We start from the raw sequence: 23928 nt of genomic DNA on the forward strand, positions 1-23928 counted from the left end.
GCTATCCTCTCTGCGAACATCTGTCTTAATGGTTGGGCTTGCCTTGCTGGCCCTGCCTGCAAGCGCCTATGATACGACCGCGCGTGCCGCTTATGTCATCGACCAGACGACAGGCACGGTTTTGCTTTCCAAGGAAGCCGACCTGCCGCTGCCACCGGCATCGATGTCCAAGCTGATGACGCTCTATGTTGCGTTTGAGGCGCTGCGGGACGGGCGCCTGACACTGGATGAAAAACTGCCGGTGTCGGAACACGCGATGAGCTATGGCGGCTCGACCATGTTCCTGAATACGCAGGACCGCGTGCGGGTCGAAGATCTGCTGCGCGGTATCATCGTTCTTTCTGGCAACGATGCTTGCGTCGTCATCGCCGAAGCGCTCAGCCCGGATGGAACCGAAGCCGGATTTGCCCGCTACATGACCCAACGCGCCAAGCAGATGGGCATGAACACGTCGAACTTCGCCAATTCCAACGGCTGGCCCGCTGCCGGACATATGATGTCGGTACATGACCTTGCCGTTCTTGCGGACCGCCTCATTGCCGATTTTCCGGAATACTATCCTTTGTTCGCCGAAGAGGAGTTTGAATTCGACGGCCGCGCACCCTCGAATGCGCGCAACCGCAACCCGCTTCTGAAACTGGATATTGGCGCGGACGGGTTGAAAACCGGGCACACCCAGGAGGCTGGCTATGGTCTGGTCGGTTCGGCCAAGCAGGGTGATCGGCGTGTGATCTTTGTTCTGTCCGGCCTCGACAGCACGGCCCGCCGCGCAGAGGAGGCTGAGGCCGTGGTTAACTGGTCGTTTCGAAATTTTGTCGAGAGGACGGTTGCCAACCCGGAAACGCCGATAGCCGAAGCCAAATTGTGGATGGGCGCACAGAAGACGGTGGGATTGGTCCCCGAGGGCGATCTGACCCTGCTGTTCCCGGTTCTGGGCGATCAGGACGTGCAGGCCGAAGTGGTTTATGACGGCCCGATCAATGCGCCCGTCGCAAAGGGGCAGCAACTGGCGGAACTGGTGATCAAACCTGAAGGTCTGCCGGAAATCCGCCGCCCGCTGGTTGCATCCGAAAACGTGCCGCTCGGTGGCTTTGTGGTTCGCATGATGACAGTGGGCGGAATTGTTCTGAAGGACGTGATCAACGGCCCGCTGGGTGCAATGTGACGCGGCGCGGATTGTTTGTCACTTTTGAAGGGATTGACGGATCAGGTAAATCGACTCAGGCGCGCAAGCTTGCGGAACGCTTGCGCGAAGCTGGTCACGAGGTTGTCCTGACCCGCGAACCCGGCGGCTCAGCCGGGGCGGAAGAAATCCGGAAGCTGGTGCTTGAAGGGGACCCCGACCGATGGTCGGCCGAAACTGAAATCCTGCTGTTCACAGCAGCCCGGCGCGATCATCTTGAGCGCACCATCGAACCCGCCTTGGCTGCGGGAAAGGTGGTGATCTGCGATCGTTTTGCCGACAGCACGCGCATGTATCAGGGCCTGTCCCGTGGCGATCTGCGGGGCCTGGTAGACCAACTGCACAGCCTGATGATCGGGCGCGAGCCGGATCTGACCCTGCTGATCGACATGGACCCCAATACCGGCCTGTCCCGCGCCAAAGGACGGCAGGGCACGGAAGAGCGGTTCGAAGATTTTGGCCCGGCCCTGCAACATCAGATGCGCGCGGGTTTTCTTGCGCTGGCGGATGAATATGCCACCCGGTTTCGCGTGGTGGATGGTAACCGAAACATGGACAGTGTCGCGCAGGATGTGACAGAAATCGTCATGCAAGCCTTGCCATAGACGAACGATGAGCGACGACATCACTTTACCGGATCAGGCGCCCGGTGCACCGCACCCGCGCGAAACAGCCCGCCTTTTTGGTCAGGACGAGGCTGAACAGGCCTTTCTGTCTGCCTATACTTCTGATCGTTTGCACCATGGCTGGTTGCTGACCGGTCCGCGTGGGATTGGTAAGGCAACACTGGCGTGGCGTATTGCCCGGTTTTTGCTTGCAACACCGCCAGCAGATGATGGCGGGTTGTTTGGCACCCCCCCTGCCCCGCAAACGCTGGATATCGACCCCGAACATCCTGTCGTGCATCGCATGTTGGCCGGAGCGGAACCAGGCCTTGCGACAATCACCCGGTCGCTGAACGATCAGGGTCGGCTGCGCAATGAGATCGTGGTCGACGACATCCGCAAACTCGGTCGGTTCTTTGGCCTGTCCTCTGCGGATGGCGGTCGGCGCGTGGTGATTGTGGATTCGGCGGATGAAATGAATGTCAGCGCGGCAAACGCGTTGCTGAAAATGCTGGAAGAGCCTCCGGCGCGGACAACGTTGCTGCTGGTTTCCCATCAGCCATCGCGGCTGCTGCCGACGATCCGGTCCCGATGCCGAACATTGCGCCTGTCTCCGTTGGGACCCGAAGACATGCAGGCGGCGCTGACGCAGACCGGGGCTGAACTGCCGGCACAACCCGACCATCTGGCGGCGCTGTCCGCAGGGTCGGTCGGGGACGCGGTCCGCCTGATCAATCTGGGCGGGCTGGAGATCTATGCCGAACTGATCGGCATTCTGGGCACCCTGCCCAGGCTTGACCGGCAGCGCGCCCTTGCTTTGGCCGAAGCCGCCGCACAACGGGGTGCGGCAGACCGGTTCGATCTGTTGCTGACCCTGATTGATTTGGCCCTGTCCCGACTGGCGCTGACCGGCGCAAAAGGCGAACCGCCAAGTCCCGAAGCCGCCCCGAATGAGGCGCAAACACTGTCGCGATTGTCAGGATCACCGCATCAGGCGCGGCAATGGTCCGAAGCCGCGGCAATGATCACGGCACGCGCACGTCATGGACAGGCGGTGAACCTTGACCCTGCCGCTCTGGTCCTAGATACGGTGTTCAAGATACAGGAAACCGCCGGTCAGAGCAGATGAGCACTACCCCTACGATCACCGACAGCCATTGCCATCTGGATTTCCCCGATTTCGACGGGCAACTTGACGAAATCATCTCACGCGCTGCCGAAGCGGGCGTGACCCGCATGGTTACGATCTGCACCCGGCTGCGTAACGAGCACATCGTGCGCGCGATTGCCGAAGCACACGCTCCGGTGTTTTACGCTGCGGGAACGCACCCCATGAGTGCGGCGGACGAACCCCTGGCAAGTGTCGACCAGCTTGTCGCCCTCTCGCGCCATCCGAAATTCGTTGGCATCGGCGAAACCGGGCTTGATTATCATTACACCGCCGAAAGCGCCAAGGTTCAGAAACAGTCATTGCGTATTCATATCGAAGCCGCGCAGCGCACCAATCTGCCCCTGATCATCCACGCGCGCGCCGCAGATGACGACATGGCTCGGATCTTGTCCGAGGAATACCGCAATGCGCCCTATTCCTGCGTGATGCATTGCTTTTCTTCGTCCGCCGAACTGGCCAAGGCGGCGCTGGATCTGGGGTTCTATCTGTCGATGTCCGGCATCGCGACATTTCCCAAGAGCCAGGAGTTGCGTGACATTTTCGCCAGCGCCCCGGTCGACCGTATTCTGGTCGAAACCGATGCGCCCTATCTCGCTCCGCCGCCTTTCAGGGGCAGGCGCAATGAACCGGCCTATACCGCCCACACCGCCCGCAAAGGTGCCGAGGTTTTCGGCATGGACTACACCGAGTTCGCGGCGCGCACACAGGCCAATTTTGACCGTCTTTTCACCAAGGCGGCGACATCACAGGCGGCTGCATGACCGAGCTGCGCTGCACCATCCTGGGCTGTGGATCGTCGGGTGGTGTGCCCCGGCTGGGCGGGCATTGGGGTGATTGCGACCCTGAAAACCCCAAGAATGTTCGCCGCCGCTGTTCCATGCTGGTCGAACGGGACGGCCCCGAGGGTACGACTTCGGTCCTGATCGATACTTCGCCGGATATGCGCAGCCAGCTGTTGGATTCAGGAACCGGGCGGCTGGATGGCGTGGTCTATACCCATTCACACGCCGATCATGTGCACGGCATCGATGATTTGCGGATGATCGTGTTCAACATGCGCACCCGGGTTCCGGTATGGGCGGATGGCGACACGCAGAACGCCCTGCTGGGCCGGTTCGGGTATGCGTTCATCCAGCCCGAAGGCTCTCCTTACCCGCCTATTCTGGACCTCAAATCCATAGATGGCCCTTTCGAGGTGGACGGCCCCGGCGGTCCAATCCCGTTTCATCCGTTCAAGGTCAATCACGGCTCGATCGACTCGCTGGGGTTCCGATTGGGCAAACTGGCCTATCTGCCTGATGTCGCAGAGATTTACGACGATGCATGGACCGACATGCTGGGTCTGGATTGCCTAGTTATCGACGCCTTGCGCCGGTCGCCGCATCCGACACATGCCCACCTGGAAAAGACCCTGGGCTGGATCAAAAAGCTGCAACCACAGCGCGCCATTCTGACCAACATGCATATCGATCTGGATTATAAAACGGTTGATACGGAAACCCCCGATCACATTACGCCTGCTTATGACGGCATGGTGATCCGGCAGGCGCTCTGACCCTGTTGCCGGCGCCTGCGATATCGCCCTTCGGGCCATCCCCGATCTCGCAGGCGGGGCGCTAGCATGCTGCAAAGCCTGATCAACGTCATTCTGCCGGTCTTTCTGGTGATTGGTGCAGGCTATGCGTCGACCCGATTGGGTTACTTCAAGGAAATCCACATCGACGGGTTGATGAAGTTCACCCAAGGGTTTGCCATCCCCTGCCTGCTGTTTCTGGCAATCGCCCACCTTGACCTGAGCGCCAGCTTTGATCCCCGGTTGTTGGTCAGTTTCTATACCGCCGCCGCTTTGTGCTTTGCTGTCGGGCTCTTTGGCGCACGTCTGATCTTTGGCCGCGAGTGGGAGGATTGCGTCGCCATCGGGTTTTGCTGTCTGTTTTCGAACTCGGTGCTGTTGGGCCTGCCAATCACAGAACGCGCATATGGCCCCGAGAACCTGACTGGCAATTACGCCATCATCGCGTTTCATTCGCCCTTCTGTTACGGGGTTGGCATCACGGTCATGGAGATCATCCGCAACCGTGGGAACGGTGGTGCGCATATGGCTCGGTCCGTTCTCACGGCCATGTTCCGCAACGCGCTGATTCTTGGGATTGCACTCGGCTTTGTGGTTAATCTGTCCGGGTTTGCAGTTCCGGCGGTCGTGGACGAGGCTTTGGGGCTGATCACCCGCGCCGCGCTGCCCGGCGCGCTTTTCGCTCTGGGCGGGGTGCTGGTAAAATACAAACCAGAAGGTGACTTTCGTACAATCGGTTTTGTCTGCTGCATTTCTCTGGCCCTGCATCCGGGGCTTGTCTGGCTATTCGGCTCAACGGTTGGCCTGCCGCAGGATCTGTTCCGCTCGGGCGTTCTGAATGCTGCGATGGCACCGGGCTTCAACGCGTATATCTTTGCAAACATGTATGGTCGCGCCAAACGTGTTGCCGCGTCGTCGGTTCTGATTGGCACCGCGGTTTCGATCCTGACAGTCTGGATGTGGCTGACCTTTTTAGGGTGATCCGGCATTGACAATCCGCACCCGGAAAACACCTATCGCGATATCACACAGGAGACCCGGCAATGCCTCATGCTCTTATCGTCGCTCATGGCCAGCCATCGGACCCGGCCCCGGCCGAGGCCGCGCTGGCGGCGTTTGCTGATCAGGTCGACAGGCTGGCGCAGGACGTCACGGTCCGATCGGCGACATTGGCCGCCCCGGGGGCATTCGAGTCGCAGTTGGACGAGCTGCCCGCAGATGTCGCGATTTACCCCCTGTTCATGGCCAAAGGCTGGTTTGTTACCAGTGCCCTGCCGAAGCGGATCGGCGAGCGCGGTGCCCGTATTCTGGACCCTCTGGGCATTGATCCGGACTTGCCCGAACTGACCGCCCGGTCGCTGCTTGCGACGATGTCAAGGAAGAACTGGGAAACCGGCGCGACGGACTTGGTGATTGCAGCCCATGGTTCCGGACGCAGCCGTAACCCTTCTGCCGTGACAGCTAGTTTTGCAGATCAGTTGAGGGCGCATTTGCCCTTCCGCTCTGTCCGTGTCGGATTTGTCGAGGAACCGCCATCCATTGCCGAAGCCGCAGCAGGGTTGGGCGAACGTGCGCTGTGCCTTCCGTTTTTTGCCTGCACGGGTGGTCATGTTCTGCAGGACGTTCCGGATCAATTGCAGCAAGCCGGTTTCCAGGGTGTTACATTGCCCGTGATCGGAGAGCTGCCTGAAATTCAGTCTCATATCGCGGATGTTCTGACCCGCGAATGCATAGCTTAACAGGACTTTCACACACAAAAAATCTGCACCGTTTCCGTCTCAACGCACATTTGCCGAACAACTGCTGTCCGACGCACAGCCAAAGAAGCTGAGTCTAAGCTCAGCTATCGTGGTTTAACCATGTGCTTGCGCTGGACCGAGCTGGCAATGTCGGAAAAAAGGTGGTGACGGGACCTGCCGTTTCGCTTGGCCTCGTACAAGGCCAGGTCGGCGGCTTGCAGTATTTCGGCGGGCTTGAGGATGTCAAACTGTGTGGAAATCGCCGTTCCAATGCTGGCTGAAATCCGACAGGGATTCTGATCGAAATTCATCGGCTCGCGAAGCCTGCCGATTAAACGGCCCGCAATCGCCGACAGCTTCTTTTCATCCGTCAGGTTCCTGAAAACAATAACAAACTCATCCCCACCCATTCTGACGACTGCATCATCGCTGCGGGTCTCTTCGACCATAATCCGCGCGGCCTCTTGCAGAACAAAGTCACCGGCCGCGTGACCCAGCCTGTCATTCACCGATTTGAAGAAGTCCAGATCAAGGTGCATCAGGGCAAAATCGGTTTGCGTCGATGCCATCTGGCCTAGTATGTGATCCATCGCGCGACGGTTTTTCAGGCCGGTCAACGTATCGGTAAAGGCCTGTTCTTCCGCCGCCACCCTGGCGTCCTGCAGACGCTGGTTCAATGATCGCGATGCCTCCATCGCTGCGGATTTGGCCTCGACCAGATAAAGAAGCTCAATCGCAAGGTCAGCACCGGAAAAATCTGCGCTGGTCAGCGCGTAGTCGCGAACAGCATCTAGGATCGAAATACCAAACGAAAGGTTGATCACCGCGCCACCTTGATCCGGCAGCGGGGTTATCAGCCCTTTCAAAGCCGTGCGTGGTTCATCATGAAACCGCAGGTGCAGCTTTGCACCCGCCATGGACATCAGAACGGGAACGGTCGACACAGTCCGGGGGCGGACCAGTTGAAACAAGTCCAGAAAATTCTGCCCGGCCATTGCGCGTTCCGGCCTCAGTTTTTGCAGCGTCGGTCCGACCTGAACAATCCGCCCGTCATTGTCCAACAACAAGAACATCGGGCAAAGAGATTCAAGCAAGACGCCCAGACCCCGCACATCCATCATGGTCTTCGCGCCCCAAGTTCAAATTGACGCCCTTCGGCAAAGGAACTCTCCACCAGGGCAATTGTAATGACATCAGCGTCCCCCTGTACGCCGTCATGGGACAGCATCACCAAAGCGCCGTAGTCATCCGCCATGGCTCGCAAAACTCCGACCATGACACTGGAGTATCCCGGCAAGCCCGGAAAACAGTGCAACTGGTATTCAGCACCGGACAGTTCACGCAATTCAAGCGCGGGCAGAGACAGGTCGGATACTGCCAGCCTGACCCGGTCGGACAAGTCGTCCAGGGAATGCAGAAACTCAACATAAGTCACGCCGCCAAAACGCAGCATACGCCGCAACCCTTCGGTATTCGGATGCGAGACAAGATATGTCCCAAGGTCTTCAAGCATTTCGGTGCGCGCCCGGTTCCGGTCTGCACATAGCGCATCCAAAACCCGCAACGAGGTGTCCGCATCATAGACAAGCATCGCTTCGAACTCGACAAACCCGAGTTCAGCCGCCGCGGCAACGCGCAGCCAGCATGCCTGCCCATAGGTCGCGCATACGAAGGACTGTACCGCCCGGTTGATCAGACCATGCATCAATTGCCCCGGATTGATTTCGCGTTCAATCTGGCCGGACAATCCTTAACAAATACCCAATACCCGCTGCGAAACCGGAAATATTGCAGCCATTCGAATTCCTAGAAATCCGTGGGCGCGCCACCTTCAGATTTGCGCCGCGCGACAAAGTCGGCCAATTCTTCGCGAATGCCCTCATCCAATGCAGGCGGTTCAAAGCTTGTGATGATTTCCTTGAACATGTGATGCGCGCGTTCGGCTGTCCAGATGCCACCGGCCGCCGCCCAGCCTTCATAGTTCTTCCAGTCACTCAGAAACGGCTGGTAGAATGCGGTCGAGTATCGGTCTTGAGTGTGCTGGATACCAAAGAAATGCCCGTCGTTACCAACCGCTCTGATCGCATCCAACGCGATCTCGTCCGGCCCTGTGGCGCAGATTTCTGGCTGCATATATCTTTGGATTTGCTGCAGAATCTCGCAATCCATGATGAATTTTTCCGGGCTTGCGATAAGGCCGCCCTCAAGCCAGCCTGCAGCATGGTAGACCATGTTCGTCCCCGACTGCACCGCTGCCCACAGCGAGTTCGATGTCTCCCAAATCGCCTGCCCATCCGGGACGTTTGCGGCACAAACACCTGATGAGCGCATCGGAAGTCCGTAGAAACGTGCCATCTGCCCTGTCATTTGCGTCGACCGCATGTACTCCGGCGTCCCGAAGGCCGGAGCGCCGGACTTCATGTCTACATTTGAGGTGAAGGTTCCGATCACACAGGGAATACCAGGACGTACATACTGAAACAACGCAATGGCACACAGTGCTTCGGCCAGCGACTGCGCGACTGCCCCGGCCATGGTCACGGGCGCCATGGCCCCGGCCAGGGTAAATGGCGTCACCACAATCGCCTGCCCCCGACGGGCCAGTCGCAGACAGCCATCAATCATCGGGAAATCGTGCTTGAGAGGTGATGTCGAGTTGATGTTGGTGTACATCCGCGGCTTCGACTCGAACTCCTCATGGCTGAGGCCGCTGGCGATGCGCACCATTTCCATGACATCTTCCACGCGCTCCTTACCCAGCGAATAGGCGTGCATGGCCTTGTCGGTCAGGGTCAGCTTGTCATACAGCACGTCCAGATGTCGCACACTGGCGTGAATATCCACCGGCTCGACCGGATAGCCGCCAGCAAAATGGATACAGTTGAAGTACTGCGTCAGCTTCAGCAGGTTCCGGCACATCTCGCGATTCCCCGAAACCTTGGTGCCGATCTCCATATCCCAGTAGTTCGGCGGAGAAGAGACGTTCCCGAACAGCATGGTCTTGCCGCCGACTTCGATCGTCTTGTCCGGGTTTCTCGGCGTGATGGTAAAGCTTGACGGCGCTTTGGCGATCATCTCCATGACAAAGTCGCGCCCCATGCGCACATTGTCGCCGTTGATGGTACATCCTGCTTCGCGCAGAATGCCCAGCGCCTCCTTGTTGTAGAACTCGATGCCGATCTCTTCGAGTATTCGCATCGCGCCCTCGTGGATCGCCTCGATCCCGGCCTGATCCAGCGGCTCGGTGGGTCTGTCGATATTGACGGGTGGGTTCCACGGCATCTGATCGATGACTGCGCTGCCCCGGCGAGCTGCGGCTCCCGAACGTCCACCACTTCTGCGTCTGCGCGTATTGCTGTCGGCCATTTGTTCCTCCGAGGCTTTTTATCAAAAAAGCCCCGAAGTCTGGATCATGGCCGCTCTGTCTGCGACAGGTTGTGTCGGTTTCTTATTCCAAACCGCCGAAATCCGCTCAGATCGACCGATTTTCCGCCAGCCAAGCAGGAATATGTCCGATATCCGGCAATACAACATCGGCCATCGGTGCGAGCGTTTCAGGGCCTGCAAGACCGGTCAAAACCCCGATGGTGGTCATGCCGGCGGCGCGGCCTGCCTGCAGGTCATGCAGGCTGTCGCCAACCATGACCACATTCGCCGGGTCCACACACACTTGTGCGGCAAAAGCCAGCAACTGGCCCGGTCCCGGTTTGCAGCCGTGGCCGCTGTCATATCCCGCGACAAAGTCGAAATGATCCCGGATTCCAACGGATGACAGATGCTCCAGCGCGGGTCTTTCACTGTCATTGGTGGCAACGCCCAGCTTAAAGCCGGCTTCCCGTAGCTGTTCCAGAAAAGGCACAAGCGGAACGGCCGGCGCCTGTGGGGCCGCGGCGGATTCCTCGTCGATCAACTCGATCAGGGCCTCGCAGGTCATCTCGGGCAAATAGGGAAGAAGCGCTTCTGCAATTTCCACAACGCTTGCGGCAATTACGATGCTGTCATCCGAATAGGTCCCCTTCTCGGGATCAAACCCAATCACCAGTGCAAGTTCCTCCGCCTTTGATTTGTCACCCGATGACAGACGCAGCAGCAGACTGCGCCCAAATGTGCCCCAGGTGTCTGCAAAGTCAAACAAGGTACCGTCCTTGTCGAACACGATGGCGTTTATTGGCATTGGGGCTCCTGCAAAAAAGTCATCTCAGGTCCAGTGAACATCGGCTTCGCCAGACAACGCGGCGCGCGCCTGACCCGGCAAGTCATAAGGGACCGAATTGGCATCACAAAAGGCGATCACCCACGAATCGTCAAGCATCAGAAACTCAAGAACCGACGCCATGAAATCCGGCTCGCCAGCGCGGGCGCGCAGATCGCCGACCGATGCACCGGTCGAACCCAGAAACACCGGCAGAAGTTCCTCGTTACCGACAAGCCAGGTCAGCACATTCAGCGCCAGAGTTTCCGCCGAATTGCCGGAGATTGCCATATTCAAGCCTCGGATCAGAACTTGGAAAGGGTTTGTTAACCAGACTCATAAACACTTTGGCAGCACATGCAATCAACGGTGAACGAAAATGTCCGTGCAAGGAACGATCCTTGTCCTAGACGGGGCCTCGACCAATCGCATCATGCTGAAGGTTCAGCTTACGGCGGCATGGTATCACGTCGTTCAGGGTGAGAAGCTTGAGGGGCTGACACCCCTATTGCGCCGTGTGCGGCCGGATCTGGTGCTGACGGCGCTCGCGCTGGCAGATGGAACCGCCGCAGATGTAAAGCGGTTGATTCAGAACATTCCGGATCTTGGAGACATCCCCGTTGTCGCCATCGCCCCGCAGAATGACAAAGCGGCCCGGCTTGAGGCGCTGTCTGCCGGGCTGGACGACGTTCTGGCCCATCCGTTCAAGGACAATTTGCTGATGGCGCGGGTTCGCAGCCTGCTGCGCATGCGCGCGGACGTGCAGGACCTTCAGTTCAAGGAAGATACGCTTCCCATCGGCTTCGCCGAACCTCCCGCCACATTGATCGCACCAGCCGCGCCATCGCGGGTTGCAATTCTGGCCCCGTCCCACCGCACAGGTGCGTCGTGGTGCCGGGCTCTGCAGCAGCAGACGCATCATTACCTTTCCAAGCACACCCAATCGAACCTGAAAGACATCCTGTCAGGTCCTGTTCCGGATGCAATTGTCGTGGACCTGAACACCGCGCCCTCTTCCCTCAACGTTCTGGCAGACCTGAGATCGCGCAGCGCCACACGACACACCGTCCTGATCGGCGTTCTGGACAAAGAACACGCGCCCAATGCAGCCGAAGCGCTGGATCGTGGGGCCGACGCAGTTTGCCTGGGCGACTTCTGCGCACGTGAGATTGCGCTGCGACTGGACAGTCTGATTGCCCGCAAGTCCCGCACCGATCAGATGCGCGCCTCATTGCGTCGCGGACTTGCTGACTCGTGGGTCGACCCGCTGACAGGTCTAAACAACCGCCGGTTTGCGATGCAGGCCGTTGGCCATATCGTCCGGCAATCCCGGCACACCGGCCGTGGGTGCGCTCTGATGCTGGCCGACCTTGATCACTTCAAGGCAATCAACGACCGATATGGTCATGCCGCCGGAGACCATGTTCTGACCGAAGCGGCCAGACGCATGCGAAACGCGCTTGGCCCCCGCGGCTTTGTCGCCCGTTTCGGAGGTGAAGAGTTTATGATCGGGGTGCCTGACGCGACCAATGCGCAGGCATTGAACCTGGCAGATGCGATGTGCAGATCGATCCGCGAAAGGCCCTTTTGGCTGCCGGACCAGAACGGGTTCACCCAAGTCACGACCAGCATAGGCCTGAACGTGTTTCGGCCCCCTTACCCGCAATATCAAACCGAACACGCGCTTCTGGACAGTTTGATCAAATCCGCAGACAAAGCTCTTTATGCTGCGAAAAAAGCCGGTCGCAACCAGATCAGCACCCGGCAAAGCGCGGCGTAACACCGGTTTCAGCGCGCTTTAGTCCTTTTTCTTGTGCCAATGCCGACCGCGTTTTGTCACCTCGTCCAGCCGGTCGGCATACACTGCCCGTTCTGCATCGCTCATTGCGATGACACGCGCCAGCCACTGCCCTTGCAGGGCACCCTGCAATTCCGCCGAAGCCCGCGCCTGCTGCGTCAGCAAAACCTCGACGGCGGCCGGATCGAATGGCACGGTTCGCAAGGCCTGGCTGAGAGCTGCGAAATCCTTTGACCTGTGCCGCGATCCCTCTTTGCGCAAACCGGACAGGTCCGACCGCATCGCAGTTCGCTCTGATTTGGGCAATGCCCGGTAAAGGGCCGATCCGAACCCCGGCGGCGCCTTGGCATGATCGCTGCCCTTGACCCTCATGAAAGTCCCCAAAGCGACACCGACAATCAGCAAGTTAAGGGCCAGGGACGCAGCCAGAAGTATCGGCATCCAACGGCGTTTTGGCTTGGGTGTTTCGGTCATTCCGTATCCTCCAGGAACACTGCATCCAGGTCCGCCACTTCATAGGTTGCGTCCTGCGAGAACAGATACGTCGCCGGGTCCGGCAGAAAGGCCGGAGCCGAGAACCCGATCCAGACACCCGCCGCACTGGCCGCGACCAGCCCGCCAAGGCCCTGCCAACCACCGATACCGTCCAGAAGGCGTTGCCACGTGCTGCGCCCCGGCGGGACAGGTTTGGCAAGCCGATCCAGTCGAACTTGTTCTGCGTCCGTCATAATCCGAACCGCCAGATCGTCCGGCAGGTATCGACGCCCGGCTCTGGCCTGCGCAAACATTTGATTCAGCTCGGTATCATCATCAGCCATCGTCATACCCCAGTTCGTCCCGACGCCCGGCAAGATATCCCGCCAAGGCGCGTTTTCCGCGTGCCGTCAGGCTTTCGACCGCTTCTACAGATATGCCCATGATCCCGGCAATCTCGGGGTTGGGCAGCTCTTCGATATGCCGCAATACAACTGCCTGTCGCTGCCGTTCGGGCAGATGAGACAGGGCGGATTGGAGCGCGTCTTTTCGGGCCTCGTCCTGCATGCGTTCAACCACGCTTGCGCTGTCATCCTCGGGATCGACACCTTCGGCCAGCCTGTCAGGCTGTTTCTTGCGGCGCAAGTCAACGCACAGGTTCAGCACAACGCGATACAGCCAGGTTGAAACCTTGGCCTGCCCCGGCATCCAATCCGGCGCCATCTGCCAAAGGCGCATCATCGCGTCCTGCGTGACATCTTCGGCTTCGGCTCGGTTGCCCAGCATCCGCAAGGCGACGGAAAAACAGCGCGGGCCAAGCCGGTCAGTCAAAACACGCGCCGCCGCCGCGTCGCCGGCGGCAAACTGCTCCAGCAACGCATCGTCACCGATTGCGTCCGCGGCGCAAGTCCCGCCGCGAACGTCTTGCGTTGAGGAGGTCAGATCCTCCATCCCGCATCAGCTGTCGTCAGAGTCTGCCTTGCCACGCTTCTTGTGGTGCCGACCCATTCTGTCTTTTGCATCCGCAAATTCCTGCTCCGAGATCGTTCCGTCATCATTCGCATCGATCCGGTCAAACATCTTGTCAGCCCGGCGCGGTTTCGGCAACTCATCCGTGGTCAGGAAACCATCGTTATTGGCGTCGTGTTCTTCAAACATACTTGCAATGCGGTCGCTGGTCTTTTTCTGCGCTGCGGCCTGCATCTCTTCAACGCTCAACTGGCCGTCCCCGTTGGCATCCGCATCGGTAAATCGCTGATTGCGATGGGCCAGCATTTCGTCTTTCGTAACCTGCCCGTCGCCATTCGCATCCAGTTCCTGAAACGACACCGGTTCCCGGGTTTTCGACCCTGCGGCCAAAGCCGTTGTGCCTGTAATCGCAACTGCCGCAACAACAATTGCCGAAATGAACTTTGCGCTGTGCATGTCGTGTTTCCTTTTTTCGCGCGACCCCATTGCCGCTGCTTATGGTGTTAAAACGGGACAGCCGCAGATTTCCGTCGCTGAAAACCAAATTTATTTCAGACCATTTTTCGCCGGATGCGGTCATTGCGACGCACCCCCCTTTCAAGCAGACCCAAAGATGCGCAATATATGCGACATTCGAATGCGCGAGTTTTCATCATGACGGATCATACGATCGACACCACAACTCCTCAGGATCGTGAGACCTGGCCCGCACTGGTCAAAGGCTTTCGTTGCCGTTGCCCGAAATGCGGTGAAGGCAAGCTGCTGCACAGCTACCTCAAGGTCAACGACAGCTGCAGCAATTGCGGGCAGGAACTGCACCACCACCGGGCGGATGATGGCCCTGCATACCTGACCATTCTGATTGTAGGCCACTTGCTCGCGCCCGCGCTGCACGTCTCATATGTGCACTGGCGCCCTGATCCGCTGACGATGGCCCTGGTTTTCGCCATTGGCTGTACGGTTCTGACCCTTGCCTTGCTGCCCAGGATGAAGGGGGCCGTCGTGGCCTATCAGTGGGCGCGGCGGATGCATGGGTTCGAACGAGCCCGGTGACGGACAGGCATGACCACAGACAAAACTGCAATTCGCAACGCCGCAACCGTAATTGTCCTGCGGGACAGAATGACCGAGCCATCAATTCTGATGGGCCAGCGTGGAGCCAAAGCGGCTTTCATGCCGAACAAGTTCGTTTTTCCTGGCGGTGCAGTCGATGCCGCGGATGGTGATGTTCCGCTTGCCACGCCGCTGACTTCAAAGTGCCACGGCCGTCTGGCCGAGCGGGCAGAGACAAATTTGCAGAATGCGCTGGCTTCGGCCGCGATCCGCGAGTTGTGGGAAGAAACCGGCCTGATCCTGGGGCAACCGGGCACCTGGCCGGGAGACATCCCTGAAGACTGGCAGGGCTTTGCCGAGATGGGTTTTCGGCCCTCTGCGCAAGGCCTGCAGTTCGTGTTTCGCGCACTGACGCCGCCGGGCCGCCCCCGTCGCTTTGATGCGCGGTTCTTTCTGGTTGATGCCGATGAGGTACAAGGCGATCTGGACGATTTCAGCCATGCCTCGGACGAGCTGTCGCACCTACAATGGGTCAGGCTGGATCAGGCGCGTGATTTTGACCTGCCCTTCATCACCGAAGTTGTTCTGGCCGAGATCGCTGCACGGGTCGCGGAAACATCACCCCCGGCCTCTGTGCCGTTTTTCCTGAACAATGAAGAGGCCAGCCTGTTTCTGCGTCTCAAGGGCTATCCCATGCCCGAAGCAGACTGACCCGTCCGCTTATTTCATCCGGCTGATGACAACGGTAACTTCGGGCTTTTTCCCGATCTCAGTTTTTGTGCTCTGGCGCACGATCCGTCGCATCGCTTCTTCCAGCCTGTCATCATCGCGCAGGGTTTTGGCCTCGGCCCGCATCAGGAACTGGTTCAGGTCCTCCTCCAGCACCTCGACCAGCGCCGCGCGCGACGACCCAAGCTCCGGCAGGCCCATGGTGTCACACCAGGGTTCGCCCAGCGGTTCATCTTCTTCATCCAGAATAACCGTCACAGTCACGTGGCCGTTCAGCGCCATGCGAATCCGGTCCCGCACAACCCCATCCAGCGCGCCAATCTTGACGGTTCCGTCCAGATAGGTGCGACCGGTTTCCAAGTAGTCCGCAACCTCGGGCGTATCCCCGGTTAAGTCCAGCATCGTCCCGTTCACGGCCAGCATACCGGTTCGGCCGCCCGCCTCGGCCAGTTTCGCATGTTCACGCAGATGCCGGTGTTCACCGTGCATAGGGATGACCATCTGCGGGTTCATCAACTCGTGCACCCGCTCAAGGTCAGGGCGGTTGGCGTGGCCTGAAACGTGATACAGACCCGAACTGTCTTCCACCACATCCACGCCCTTTTCGCTCAGTTGGTTCATGATGAAAATCACGCCCCGCTCGTTGCCGGGAATGGTTTTGGAGGAAAACAGAAACAGGTCGCCGTCCTTCAACTCAAGTCCGCGATACTTTCCACGCGCCAACTGTGCGCTTGCGGCCCGGCGCTCACCTTGGCTGCCGGTCACGATCAGCATCAGGTTCTGACGCGGCATATCCACCGCCTCTTCGGCGCTGACGACTCGGGGAAAGTCCGAAAGGATGCCGGTTTCCGTCGCGGCCTCGATCATGCGGCGCATGGCGCGCCCCAGCAGAACAACAGACCGGCCGGCCCGTTGACCGGCCTCGGCCAGAGTTTTGACCCGCGCGACGTTTGAGGCGAATGTGGTCGCGACGACCATGCCGTCGGCCTCTTCGACCAGTCGTGTGATTTCGGGCCCGACTTCACTTTCCGAGCGTCCGGGATGGGACGAGAACACGTTTGTGCTGTCACAGACCAGCGCCTTGACGCCGGGCTTGGCTACTTCGGCCCACAGATCGGGATCGAAGGCTTCGCCGACAACAGGGTTGGCATCCAGTTTGAAATCGCCTGTATGCACGATCCGGCCAGCCGGGGTGTCGATCACCAGCGCCGCACTTTCGGGGATGGAGTGTGAGACCGGCAAAAATCCGACCGTAAACGGACCCACCTGAATCTGTTCGGGCCAGGCAGACGCTGTGCGCACCGCGTCCTCCAGATGGCCGTATTCCTCCATCTTGCGGCGCGCGATATTGGCGGTGAAGGCCCGCGCATAGATCGGCGCGTTCAGCGCGTCATAACAATGCGCAACCGCACCGACATGGTCTTCGTGCGCGTGGGTCACGAATACCGCGTCCAGCCGGTCCGCACGTTCCCGCAGCCATGAGATATCGGCATGGATCAGGTCAACGCCCGGGGTGGTATCCATATCCGGAAACGTCACGCCCAGATCCACAAGGATCAGCCGTTCCTGCCCCGGTTTGCCATACCCGTAGACATAGGCGTTCATGCCAATCTCGCCCGCGCCGCCCAGCGGCAAATAGATCAATCTTTCGCTGCTCATGCCGAGCCGTTTTCCTTGTTGTAGCGATGTATCACGGTCAGACCGTGCATCGTCAGATCATCCTCGATTGCGTCGAACCCCACGTCGGCCTGATCGAACAGAGGCGCAAGCCCACCGGTTCCAACGACTTTCATCGGCATTCCGTATTCAGCCTTGATCCGGGAAATCAGCCCTTCGATCAGCCCGGAATAGCCCCAATACACGCCGGACTGGATACAGCCAACCGTATTTGTCCCGATCACTTTTTCCGGACGTGTTATGTCGATATGCGGCAATGCCGCCGCGCCCTGATGCAATGCCTCAAGACTCAGGTTCACGCCGGGGGCGATGATGCCGCCGACATAGGCACCATCTGCGGCCACCACATCGAAATTGGTTGCAGTGCCGAAGTCCACCACAACGACATTGCCGCCATGCCGGTCAAAGGCACCGACGGCATTGGCCAGCCTGTCCGGCCCAGGAACCGTCCCTTCATCCACGCGTGGGGGCACGGGCAGCATACAGTCCGGCCGGCCCACGACCAGCGGGCGACAATCAAAGAAACGGTCCGCAAAAACCCGAAGGTTGAAAACCACGCGCGGCACGGTCGAAGCGACGATGACATCAGTGATTTCCGCTTCGATCCCATAGTGTTTTACCAAGGTCGAGTACCAGGTGAAATACGCATCAGCCGTACGGGCGTGATGGGTCGATGTGCGCAGGGTGCACAGGAACTTCTCGCCATCCCAGATCGAGAAAACGGTATTCGTGTTGCCGCAGTCGATAGCCAGAAGCATGTACGCCTCCCTCAGAAAAACACATCGGCCGCAGGAATGCTCACCCGGCCTTTCGCGGTGTTTAAGACAAGGTTTCCTGTCGCGTCTACAGTTTCGAAGGTTCCAACCGTTTCTGACGCTGCGGTCCGGGCGGTAATAACCTCGCCCAACCGGGCCGCACGGGACAGCCATGCCTTTCGGATCGGGTCAAACCCAAATGTGACAAACTGCGTTTCGTACTGGGCATAGGCCGCTGCAAGTTCCGTCAGGAAATCTTCGGGCGAAACCTGCGCCCCTGTTTCCGACAACAACGATACGGGCCGAACAGCGCCGGGTTCGACCATATCCGCCCCCGGAGCTTCGGTCAGGTTGACGCCGATGCCGATCGCCAGATGCGACACCTCGCGCCCGTGGCCAGTGCTTTCCAGCAATATGCCGGCCAGTTTACCACCGTTCAGCAGAACGTCATTGGGCCATTTCAACGACAAACCGGACGCCCGGCCTGAAACAGCGACGCATGCATCGAACAGGGCCAGAGCAGCCACAAAGCTTCGCAGGGCGGATTGTTCCGGGTTGCCCTGTGGGCGCATCAGCAAGGTCGCCGCCAGATTACCTTTCGGATTGGCCCAAACCCGTCCCCGTCTGCCCCGCGCCTCCGTCTGGTGATGGGCCATGATCCAGACAGGTCCCTGCGCAGTCGGAGCGATCCGGGCCGCTTCGTTCAGGGTGCTGTCCACCTCCTGCACAACATGCAGGCCGTATCCGGCGGGCCACCTGCTCATGTCAAAAAGGCCCGGTCGAATGACCGAGCCTCCTGAATGTTGCGAAAGGGAAGATCAGTTGACAAGTGTCGCCGCCGCAGCCGCAGCCGCCCCCTCGATCCCGAACTGGTAGAACACGCCGATCAGCATGAGTGCCGCCGACCCCATCAGAGCGACCCACAGAACCGGTGTGGAATGTGTCTCGATCGGTTCTTCATTCTCTTCACCGAAGTACATGTAGAACACGATCCGCAGATAATAGAAGGCACCAATGACCGAAGCGATGGCTGACACAATGACCAACCCGGTCAACCCCGCGCCGACACCGGCCTGCCAGACGCCGAACTTTGCGAAGAAGCCCAGCATCGGCGGCACCCCGGCTAGGCTGAACATCAGGATCAGAACGGCCAGTGCCTTGCCCGGATCACGCTTGGAGTATTGGCGCAGAGCGTCAATGTCGGTGACCGGTTTGCCGTCACGCTCCATCATCAGGATGAAGGCAAACGTGCCGATGTTCATGGTCACATAGATTGCCAGATACATCAGCATCGCCTTGACGCCCATTTCCGTGCCTGCAGCCAGGCCGATCATCGCGTAACCCATATGGGCGATTGATGAAAACGCCATCAGTCGCTTGATGTTGCGTTGTCCAATCGCGGCAACCGCACCCAGCAGCATCGACAGAACCGAAAGCAGCACAATCACCTGCTGCCAGTCTTTCACCACACCACCAAAGGCGTCATGCATCAGTCGGGCGAACAGCGCCATCGCCGCCACTTTAGGCGCGGTGGCAAAGAAGGCCGTAATCGGCGTGGGCGACCCCTCGTAAACGTCCGGTGTCCACATGTGGAACGGCACGGCCGACACTTTGAACGCAAGTCCCGAGATCAGGAAGATCAGGCCAAACAGAAGGCCAATCGAGACGTCGCCGTGGTGAACCGTCTGGATAATGCCCGAGAACAGCGTGGTGCCGGTGAAACCATAGACCAGCGACGCACCATAGAGCAGCAAGCCCGAACTCAGCGCGCCCAGAACGAAGTATTTCAGACCGGCTTCGGTCGACTTTGCACTGTCACGACGCAGGGCGGCCACAACATACAGCGACAGTGATTGCAGTTCCAATCCCATGTAAAGAGACATCAGGTCGCCGGCACTGACCATCATCATCATGCCAACAGCGGCCAGGGCCACCAGCAAGGGATATTCAAACCGCAACAGACCGCGGCGGGTCATGTAGTCCTGGCTCATTACCAGAACGGCAGCGGCCGACAACAGGATTGCAACCTTGGCAAAGCGCGAGAACCCGTCATCCACGAACATGCCGTTGAACGCGACATTGGTGCCGTCGCCATTTGTGGCAATCCAGAAGGACAGCAGCGCCATCAGACCTGCCGTCGCCCAGACCAGAACCGGCGCCAGCCCGTCTTTCGTCGTATAGACAGCCCCGATCAGAGCAGCCATCGCATACACGGCCAGAACGATTTCCGGCAGGATTATTGTCAGATCAGCCTGGATCATGTCTCCAAAGCTCCCTTAATGCGAGGCGGCCGTCTGGGTCGCGGCCTCAGCCGCGGCCAGAGCCGTGTCATAGTTCGAAATCAATGCAGCGGTCGATTGGCCGATCACATCTGTTACCAGTGACGGGTAGACACCCAGCAGGATGGTCATCACGATCAGCGGCGCGAAAATCAATCGCTCTCGCGAACTCATGTCCGTCATTGCCTTCAGGCTTTCCTTGATCAGGTCGCCAAAGACAACACGGCGATACAGCCACAGCGCATATCCGGCCGAGAAGATTACACCGCTTGCGGCAATCGCAGTCACCCAGGTGTTGACCTGGAATGCGCCCATCAGGGTCAGGAATTCGCCAATGAACCCGGAGGTGCCCGGCAAGCCGACATTGGCCATGGTGAACAGCATGAAGACCAGCGCATAGGCGGGCATCCGGATCACCAGACCTCCGTACGCTTCGATGTCGCGGGTGTGCATCCGGTCATAGATTACTCCAACGCAAAGGAAGAGCGCCGCCGAGATGAACCCGTGGCTGAGCATCTGGAAGATCGCACCGTCAATACCCTGCTGGTTCGCCGCGAAAATCCCCATAGTCACAAAGCCCATGTGCGCAACGGATGAATAGGCGATCAGCTTCTTCATGTCCTCCTGCACCAGCGCAACTAGCGAGGTGTAGACAACCGCGATGGCCGACATCCACAGCACCAGATCGGTCATCACCGCCGAGCCCACGGGGAACATCGGCAGGCTGAACCGCAGGAAACCATAGCCGCCCATCTTCAGCAGGATCGCCGCCAGCACGACCGAGCCCGCAGTCGGGGCCTGCACGTGCGCGTCCGGCAACCAGGTGTGGACCGGCCACATCGGCATCTTCACGGCAAATGATGCAAAGAAAGCCAGGAACATCAGCGTCTGCATTCCGCCGACAATGTAGATGCCCAGAACGCTGAACCCTTCGGACGAGAACTGATGCGTCATCAGCGCCTCGATATCCGTGGTTCCCGCATCCGAATACATCGCGACCATCGCCACCAGCATCAACACGGAACCGAGGAAGGTATAGAGGAAGAATTTGAAGCTGGCGTAAATGCGGTCCTTGCCGCCCCAGATGCCGATGATCAGGAACATCGGGATCAGACCTGCCTCGAAGAACAGGTAGAACAGCACCAGATCCAGCGCCATGAACACGCCCAGCATCAGGGTTTCCAGCATCAGGAAGGCAACCATGTATTCCTTGACGCGGGTCGTGACATTCCAGCTGGCCAGAATGGTCAGCGGCATGATGAAGGTGGTCAGCAGAACGAACAACACGCTGATGCCATCCACGCCCATCTTGTATTTCAGGCCCATCAGCCATTCACCCTCTTCCACCATCTGGAAGCCGGTGTTTGACGGATCAAAGCCGGTATAGATGCCGATGGACACCAGGAAGGTAACAGTAGTCGCCAGCAGTGCGATCCATTTCGCATTGCGCTGTGCCGCGGCATCATCGCCTTGCAGGAACAGCGCCAGAATACCGGCGGCCGCTGCGGGGATGAAGGTGACGATGGAGAGGATGTTATCCATTAGTGTGCGCCCCCGCCAATCGACATCCAGGTGATCAGGGCTGCGATGCCCAGTACCATCCAGAAGGCGTAAGTAAAGATGTACCCCGTCTGCGCCTTGCCTGCGAGGCGGGTAAAGAAGGGAACTACGCCCATGGCAACCCCGTTCAGGAAGCCGTCAATCGTGTTGCCGTCACCGCGTTTCCACAGGAACCGCCCCAAAGCCACGGTGGGTTTGACGAAGATCGCGTCGTAAATCTCGTCAAAGTACCATTTGTTCAGCAGGAACAGGTACAGCGGACGCTGGTTCGCAGCCAGCCGCGCGGGCAGCGAGGTGTTCACGATGTAGAACCAGTACGCGACGACAAAGCCCAGCAACATCGCAATGAAGGGCGAAACCTTGACCCATTTCGGCGCCGCATGTGCATCGTCCAGAACGTGATTGTCCGGTGCGATATACAAGGCGCCGTCACCTGGTTCTCCGGCAAAGACATAGTGGTGATCGCCGCCTTTTGCGTCCTTGTCACCATGAGCGGCATCTTCGCCATGCCCTTCATCCGCGTGCGCTGTATCAGCATGAGCTTCTTCTGTTTCGTCACCGTGATGCTCCTCGGCGGTCCCGTCAGCCACATGCTCAGAATGCGTTTCGGCGTCATGACCTTCCGCATGTTCCGAGGCTTCGGCCACGGGGATGCCGTAGAACTTGCCGACCTTGTCGGTATGCCCAAAGAAGGGGCTGTACCAGAGCATCCCGGCGAAAACCGCACCAAGTGACAGAATCCCAAGCGGCACCAGCATTGTCATCGGGCTTTCATGCGCGTGATCATGAGTATGCTTGTCGCCGCGCGGGTCGCCATAGAAGGTCAGGAAGATCAGACGCCAGCTGTAGAATGAGGTAAACATTGCCGCAATGACCAGCATCCAAAAGGCATAACCCGTACCGCCCGCGTAGGCGCTTTCAATGATGGCGTCCTTGGACAGGAAGCCGGCAAAGCCGAATGTCGTCAGCGGGATGCCCACGCCGGTAATGGCCAGCGTACCAATCATCATCGCCCAGAAGGTATAGGGGATCTTTTTCCGCAGACCGCCGTATTCCGTCATCTCCTGCTCGTGATGCATCGCGTGGATCACCGAACCAGCCCCAAGGAACAGCAGCGCCTTGAAGAACGCGTGCGTCAGAAGGTGGAACATCGCAGCGGAATACATGCCGACACCAGCGGCCACGAACATATAGCCCAGCTGCGAACAGGTCGAATAGGCGATAACGCGTTTGATGTCAGTCTGCACCAGACCCACGGTCGCCGCGAAGAATGCGGTCGAGGCCCCAAGGAAGGTGATAAACCCGGTCGCACCCGGCGCGAACTCCATCAACGGCGACATGCGGCAGACCAGGAACACACCCGCCGTCACCATGGTCGCGGCATGGATCAGCGCCGACACAGGCGTCGGGCCTTCCATCGCGTCCGGCAACCAGGTGTGCAGGATCAACTGCGCCGATTTACCCATCGCACCGATAAACAGCAGGACACAGATCACCTCGATGGCAGTCCACTCACCCCACAGGAAATGCAGCTTTTCTTCGGCCAATGCCGGAGCTGATGCAAAGATGTCCGAGAAGTTGATGCTGTCCGTCAGGAAAAACAGCGCGAAAATCCCCAGCGCGAAGCCAAAGTCACCCACTCGGTTGACGATAAAGGCTTTCATCGCGGCCGCATTGGCGCTGGATTTGCGATAATAGAACCCGATCAGCAGGTAGGATGCGACGCCCACGCCTTCCCAGCCAAAGAACATCTGAACCAGATTATCAGCTGTCACCAGCATCAGCATGGCAAATGTAAAAAACGACAGATAGGCAAAGAAGCGCGGCTTATAGCTTTCGCCCTCGCGCCATTGCGGGTCGTGATCCAAGTAGCCGAAGGAGTAGAGGTGAACCAGCGCCGAAACGGTCGTTACCACGATCAGCATGATCGCGGTCAGGCGGTCCAGACGTATGGCCCAGCTTGTCGACAGCGAACCGCTCTCGATCCAGCGCATGATCTCGATCTGCTGGGTCACACCATCAAAGGTGAAGAAAACAATCCACGACAGCAGACAGGCCAGAAACAGCAGGCCTGTTGCAGTCCACATGGCGGCCTTCTCGCCAATGAACTTCCAGCCGAACCCGCAGAGCAGCGCGCCCACCAACGGGGCAAAGAGGATGGTAGTTTCCAT

The 23928-nt window shown here is 59.0% G+C and carries 25 protein-coding genes; 10 read left to right on the plus strand and 15 right to left on the minus strand.

The genetic code is table 11. From position 1 onward, the window contains the following. Positions 1 to 28: 28 nt before the first annotated feature. From ACR0JW_RS07115 to ACR0JW_RS07145, 7 genes are all read left to right on the plus strand, one after another. The gene (locus tag ACR0JW_RS07115) at positions 29 to 1165 is read left to right on the plus strand and encodes a D-alanyl-D-alanine carboxypeptidase family protein (protein ID WP_480713755.1); all 1137 of its coding nucleotides are present in this window, start codon (positions 29 to 31) and stop codon (positions 1163 to 1165) included. Continuing rightward, positions 1162 to 1788 carry a dTMP kinase gene (tmk, locus tag ACR0JW_RS07120; protein ID WP_170677767.1) on the plus strand — a complete coding sequence of 209 codons (627 nt, stop codon included), beginning with the start codon at positions 1162 to 1164 and terminating at the stop codon, positions 1786 to 1788. Before ACR0JW_RS07115 ends, tmk begins: the two co-directional genes overlap by 4 nt. A 7-nt stretch (positions 1789 to 1795) precedes the next feature. Continuing rightward, the gene (locus ACR0JW_RS07125) at positions 1796 to 2917 is read left to right on the plus strand and encodes a DNA polymerase III subunit delta' (RefSeq protein WP_170677769.1); all 1122 of its coding nucleotides are present in this window, start codon (positions 1796 to 1798) and stop codon (positions 2915 to 2917) included. Beyond that, positions 2914 to 3720 (plus strand): TatD family hydrolase, encoded by an 807-nt coding sequence (locus ACR0JW_RS07130; protein WP_170677771.1) that lies wholly within the window; start codon positions 2914 to 2916, stop codon positions 3718 to 3720. The genes ACR0JW_RS07125 and ACR0JW_RS07130 overlap by 4 nt, the downstream gene beginning before the upstream one ends. Continuing rightward, on the plus strand, positions 3717 to 4514 hold the full coding sequence (locus tag ACR0JW_RS07135) for an MBL fold metallo-hydrolase (RefSeq protein WP_170677772.1): 798 nt from the start codon (positions 3717 to 3719) through the stop codon (positions 4512 to 4514). The genes ACR0JW_RS07130 and ACR0JW_RS07135 overlap by 4 nt, the downstream gene beginning before the upstream one ends. A 66-nt stretch (positions 4515 to 4580) precedes the next feature. Beyond that, positions 4581 to 5513, plus strand: a complete 933-nt coding sequence (locus ACR0JW_RS07140) for an AEC family transporter (RefSeq protein WP_480713756.1) — start codon at positions 4581 to 4583, stop codon at positions 5511 to 5513. A gap of 62 nt (positions 5514 to 5575) precedes the next feature. Further along, positions 5576 to 6271, plus strand: coding sequence for a CbiX/SirB N-terminal domain-containing protein (locus ACR0JW_RS07145; RefSeq protein ID WP_170677776.1), 696 nt, complete (start codon positions 5576 to 5578; stop codon positions 6269 to 6271). Positions 6272 to 6375: 104 nt separating this feature from the next. Here ACR0JW_RS07145 and ACR0JW_RS07150 read toward each other — a convergent pair whose 3' ends face one another. The 5 genes from ACR0JW_RS07150 to ACR0JW_RS07170 all read right to left on the minus strand — a co-directional run bounded on the left by ACR0JW_RS07150 (position 6376) and on the right by ACR0JW_RS07170 (position 10754). Further along, positions 6376 to 7392 carry a diguanylate cyclase domain-containing protein gene (locus ACR0JW_RS07150; protein WP_480713757.1) on the minus strand — a complete coding sequence of 339 codons (1017 nt, stop codon included), beginning with the start codon at positions 7390 to 7392 and terminating at the stop codon, positions 6376 to 6378. Beyond that, positions 7389 to 7976 (minus strand): heme NO-binding domain-containing protein, encoded by a 588-nt coding sequence (locus tag ACR0JW_RS07155; protein WP_170677786.1) that lies wholly within the window; start codon positions 7974 to 7976, stop codon positions 7389 to 7391. Before ACR0JW_RS07155 ends, ACR0JW_RS07150 begins: the two co-directional genes overlap by 4 nt. 101 nt (positions 7977 to 8077) lie before the next feature. Further along, positions 8078 to 9637 (minus strand): trimethylamine methyltransferase family protein, encoded by a 1560-nt coding sequence (locus tag ACR0JW_RS07160; RefSeq protein WP_170677788.1) that lies wholly within the window; start codon positions 9635 to 9637, stop codon positions 8078 to 8080. 106 nt (positions 9638 to 9743) lie between these two features. Further along, entirely contained in the window at positions 9744 to 10445 is a 702-nt protein-coding gene (locus tag ACR0JW_RS07165) for an HAD family hydrolase (RefSeq protein WP_480713758.1), read from the minus strand. A 24-nt stretch (positions 10446 to 10469) separates the two neighbouring features. Beyond that, a complete protein-coding gene (locus ACR0JW_RS07170) occupies positions 10470 to 10754 on the minus strand; it encodes a DUF3572 domain-containing protein (RefSeq protein WP_170615403.1) in 285 nt (94 codons plus the stop codon). Between the two features lie 88 nt (positions 10755 to 10842). Between ACR0JW_RS07170 and ACR0JW_RS07175 the strand changes: the two genes are divergently transcribed. Next, positions 10843 to 12243 carry a diguanylate cyclase gene (locus tag ACR0JW_RS07175; protein ID WP_480713759.1) on the plus strand — a complete coding sequence of 467 codons (1401 nt, stop codon included), beginning with the start codon at positions 10843 to 10845 and terminating at the stop codon, positions 12241 to 12243. 18 nt (positions 12244 to 12261) lie between these two features. On the opposite strand, the gene ACR0JW_RS07180 is transcribed toward ACR0JW_RS07175, so the two are convergent. The 4 genes from ACR0JW_RS07180 to ACR0JW_RS07195 are packed head-to-tail and all read right to left on the minus strand — an operon-like array spanning position 12262 to position 14160. Continuing rightward, positions 12262 to 12735 (minus strand): periplasmic heavy metal sensor, encoded by a 474-nt coding sequence (locus ACR0JW_RS07180; protein ID WP_170677794.1) that lies wholly within the window; start codon positions 12733 to 12735, stop codon positions 12262 to 12264. Further along, positions 12732 to 13079 (minus strand): hypothetical protein, encoded by a 348-nt coding sequence (locus ACR0JW_RS07185; RefSeq protein ID WP_170677796.1) that lies wholly within the window; start codon positions 13077 to 13079, stop codon positions 12732 to 12734. The genes ACR0JW_RS07180 and ACR0JW_RS07185 overlap by 4 nt, the downstream gene beginning before the upstream one ends. Next, complete coding sequence (locus tag ACR0JW_RS07190; protein ID WP_170824648.1) at positions 13072 to 13686, minus strand: RNA polymerase sigma factor; 615 nt, start codon at positions 13684 to 13686, stop codon at positions 13072 to 13074. The genes ACR0JW_RS07185 and ACR0JW_RS07190 overlap by 8 nt, the downstream gene beginning before the upstream one ends. A 6-nt stretch (positions 13687 to 13692) precedes the next feature. Beyond that, the gene (locus tag ACR0JW_RS07195) at positions 13693 to 14160 is read right to left on the minus strand and encodes an EF-hand domain-containing protein (protein ID WP_170677800.1); all 468 of its coding nucleotides are present in this window, start codon (positions 14158 to 14160) and stop codon (positions 13693 to 13695) included. A 198-nt stretch (positions 14161 to 14358) separates the two neighbouring features. Between ACR0JW_RS07195 and ACR0JW_RS07200 the strand changes: the two genes are divergently transcribed. Next, the gene (locus ACR0JW_RS07200) at positions 14359 to 14757 is read left to right on the plus strand and encodes a DUF983 domain-containing protein (protein WP_170677802.1); all 399 of its coding nucleotides are present in this window, start codon (positions 14359 to 14361) and stop codon (positions 14755 to 14757) included. A 9-nt stretch (positions 14758 to 14766) separates the two neighbouring features. Further along, positions 14767 to 15468, plus strand: coding sequence for an NUDIX hydrolase (locus ACR0JW_RS07205; RefSeq protein ID WP_170677804.1), 702 nt, complete (start codon positions 14767 to 14769; stop codon positions 15466 to 15468). A 9-nt stretch (positions 15469 to 15477) separates the two neighbouring features. On the opposite strand, the gene ACR0JW_RS07210 is transcribed toward ACR0JW_RS07205, so the two are convergent. From ACR0JW_RS07210 to nuoL, 6 genes are read right to left on the minus strand one after another with little or no spacing between them, the layout of a single operon-like run. Next, the gene (locus tag ACR0JW_RS07210; protein WP_170677806.1) at positions 15478 to 17145 is read right to left on the minus strand and encodes a ribonuclease J; all 1668 of its coding nucleotides are present in this window, start codon (positions 17143 to 17145) and stop codon (positions 15478 to 15480) included. Further along, the gene (locus ACR0JW_RS07215; protein ID WP_480713760.1) at positions 17142 to 17921 is read right to left on the minus strand and encodes a type III pantothenate kinase; all 780 of its coding nucleotides are present in this window, start codon (positions 17919 to 17921) and stop codon (positions 17142 to 17144) included. The genes ACR0JW_RS07210 and ACR0JW_RS07215 overlap by 4 nt, the downstream gene beginning before the upstream one ends. 11 nt (positions 17922 to 17932) lie before the next feature. Further along, positions 17933 to 18682, minus strand: coding sequence for a biotin--[acetyl-CoA-carboxylase] ligase (locus ACR0JW_RS07220; protein WP_480713761.1), 750 nt, complete (start codon positions 18680 to 18682; stop codon positions 17933 to 17935). Positions 18683 to 18736: 54 nt separating this feature from the next. Next, positions 18737 to 20179: an NADH-quinone oxidoreductase subunit NuoN gene (gene nuoN, locus ACR0JW_RS07225; protein WP_170677812.1), complete on the minus strand. Its 1443-nt coding sequence runs from the start codon at positions 20177 to 20179 to the stop codon at positions 18737 to 18739. A 15-nt stretch (positions 20180 to 20194) separates the two neighbouring features. Then, a complete protein-coding gene (locus ACR0JW_RS07230) occupies positions 20195 to 21739 on the minus strand; it encodes an NADH-quinone oxidoreductase subunit M (protein ID WP_170677814.1) in 1545 nt (514 codons plus the stop codon). Beyond that, a complete protein-coding gene (nuoL, locus tag ACR0JW_RS07235; protein WP_480713762.1) occupies positions 21739 to 23928 on the minus strand; it encodes an NADH-quinone oxidoreductase subunit L in 2190 nt (729 codons plus the stop codon). The genes ACR0JW_RS07230 and nuoL overlap by 1 nt, the downstream gene beginning before the upstream one ends.

The organism is Ruegeria sp. BG6 (assembly GCF_056538465.1).

Excerpts from the sequence above, each read along its gene's own strand:
- nuoL (WP_480713762.1), bottom strand. The coding sequence starts at position 23,928 with ATGGAAACTACCATCCTCTTTGCCCCGTTGGTGGGCGCGCTGCTCTGC.
- ACR0JW_RS07155 (WP_170677786.1), bottom strand. The coding sequence starts at position 7,976 with ATGCATGGTCTGATCAACCGGGCGGTACAGTCCTTCGTATGCGCGACC.
- ACR0JW_RS07165 (WP_480713758.1), bottom strand. The coding sequence starts at position 10,445 with ATGCCAATAAACGCCATCGTGTTCGACAAGGACGGTACCTTGTTTGAC.
- ACR0JW_RS07185 (WP_170677796.1), bottom strand. The coding sequence starts at position 13,079 with ATGGCTGATGATGATACCGAGCTGAATCAAATGTTTGCGCAGGCCAGA.
- ACR0JW_RS07195 (WP_170677800.1), bottom strand. The coding sequence starts at position 14,160 with ATGCACAGCGCAAAGTTCATTTCGGCAATTGTTGTTGCGGCAGTTGCG.
- ACR0JW_RS07145 (WP_170677776.1), top strand. The coding sequence starts at position 5,576 with ATGCCTCATGCTCTTATCGTCGCTCATGGCCAGCCATCGGACCCGGCC.
- ACR0JW_RS07190 (WP_170824648.1), bottom strand. The coding sequence starts at position 13,686 with ATGGAGGATCTGACCTCCTCAACGCAAGACGTTCGCGGCGGGACTTGC.
- ACR0JW_RS07135 (WP_170677772.1), top strand. The coding sequence starts at position 3,717 with ATGACCGAGCTGCGCTGCACCATCCTGGGCTGTGGATCGTCGGGTGGT.
- ACR0JW_RS07115 (WP_480713755.1), top strand. The coding sequence starts at position 29 with ATGGTTGGGCTTGCCTTGCTGGCCCTGCCTGCAAGCGCCTATGATACG.
- ACR0JW_RS07215 (WP_480713760.1), bottom strand. The coding sequence starts at position 17,921 with ATGCTTCTGGCTATCGACTGCGGCAACACGAATACCGTTTTCTCGATC.
- ACR0JW_RS07220 (WP_480713761.1), bottom strand. The coding sequence starts at position 18,682 with ATGAGCAGGTGGCCCGCCGGATACGGCCTGCATGTTGTGCAGGAGGTG.
- ACR0JW_RS07125 (WP_170677769.1), top strand. The coding sequence starts at position 1,796 with ATGAGCGACGACATCACTTTACCGGATCAGGCGCCCGGTGCACCGCAC.
- ACR0JW_RS07205 (WP_170677804.1), top strand. The coding sequence starts at position 14,767 with ATGACCACAGACAAAACTGCAATTCGCAACGCCGCAACCGTAATTGTC.
- ACR0JW_RS07140 (WP_480713756.1), top strand. The coding sequence starts at position 4,581 with ATGCTGCAAAGCCTGATCAACGTCATTCTGCCGGTCTTTCTGGTGATT.
- ACR0JW_RS07210 (WP_170677806.1), bottom strand. The coding sequence starts at position 17,145 with ATGAGCAGCGAAAGATTGATCTATTTGCCGCTGGGCGGCGCGGGCGAG.
- ACR0JW_RS07230 (WP_170677814.1), bottom strand. The coding sequence starts at position 21,739 with ATGGATAACATCCTCTCCATCGTCACCTTCATCCCCGCAGCGGCCGCC.
- ACR0JW_RS07160 (WP_170677788.1), bottom strand. The coding sequence starts at position 9,637 with ATGGCCGACAGCAATACGCGCAGACGCAGAAGTGGTGGACGTTCGGGA.
- ACR0JW_RS07200 (WP_170677802.1), top strand. The coding sequence starts at position 14,359 with ATGACGGATCATACGATCGACACCACAACTCCTCAGGATCGTGAGACC.
- ACR0JW_RS07180 (WP_170677794.1), bottom strand. The coding sequence starts at position 12,735 with ATGACCGAAACACCCAAGCCAAAACGCCGTTGGATGCCGATACTTCTG.
- ACR0JW_RS07130 (WP_170677771.1), top strand. The coding sequence starts at position 2,914 with ATGAGCACTACCCCTACGATCACCGACAGCCATTGCCATCTGGATTTC.
- ACR0JW_RS07170 (WP_170615403.1), bottom strand. The coding sequence starts at position 10,754 with ATGGCAATCTCCGGCAATTCGGCGGAAACTCTGGCGCTGAATGTGCTG.
- nuoN (WP_170677812.1), bottom strand. The coding sequence starts at position 20,179 with ATGATCCAGGCTGATCTGACAATAATCCTGCCGGAAATCGTTCTGGCC.
- ACR0JW_RS07150 (WP_480713757.1), bottom strand. The coding sequence starts at position 7,392 with ATGATGGATGTGCGGGGTCTGGGCGTCTTGCTTGAATCTCTTTGCCCG.
- ACR0JW_RS07175 (WP_480713759.1), top strand. The coding sequence starts at position 10,843 with ATGTCCGTGCAAGGAACGATCCTTGTCCTAGACGGGGCCTCGACCAAT.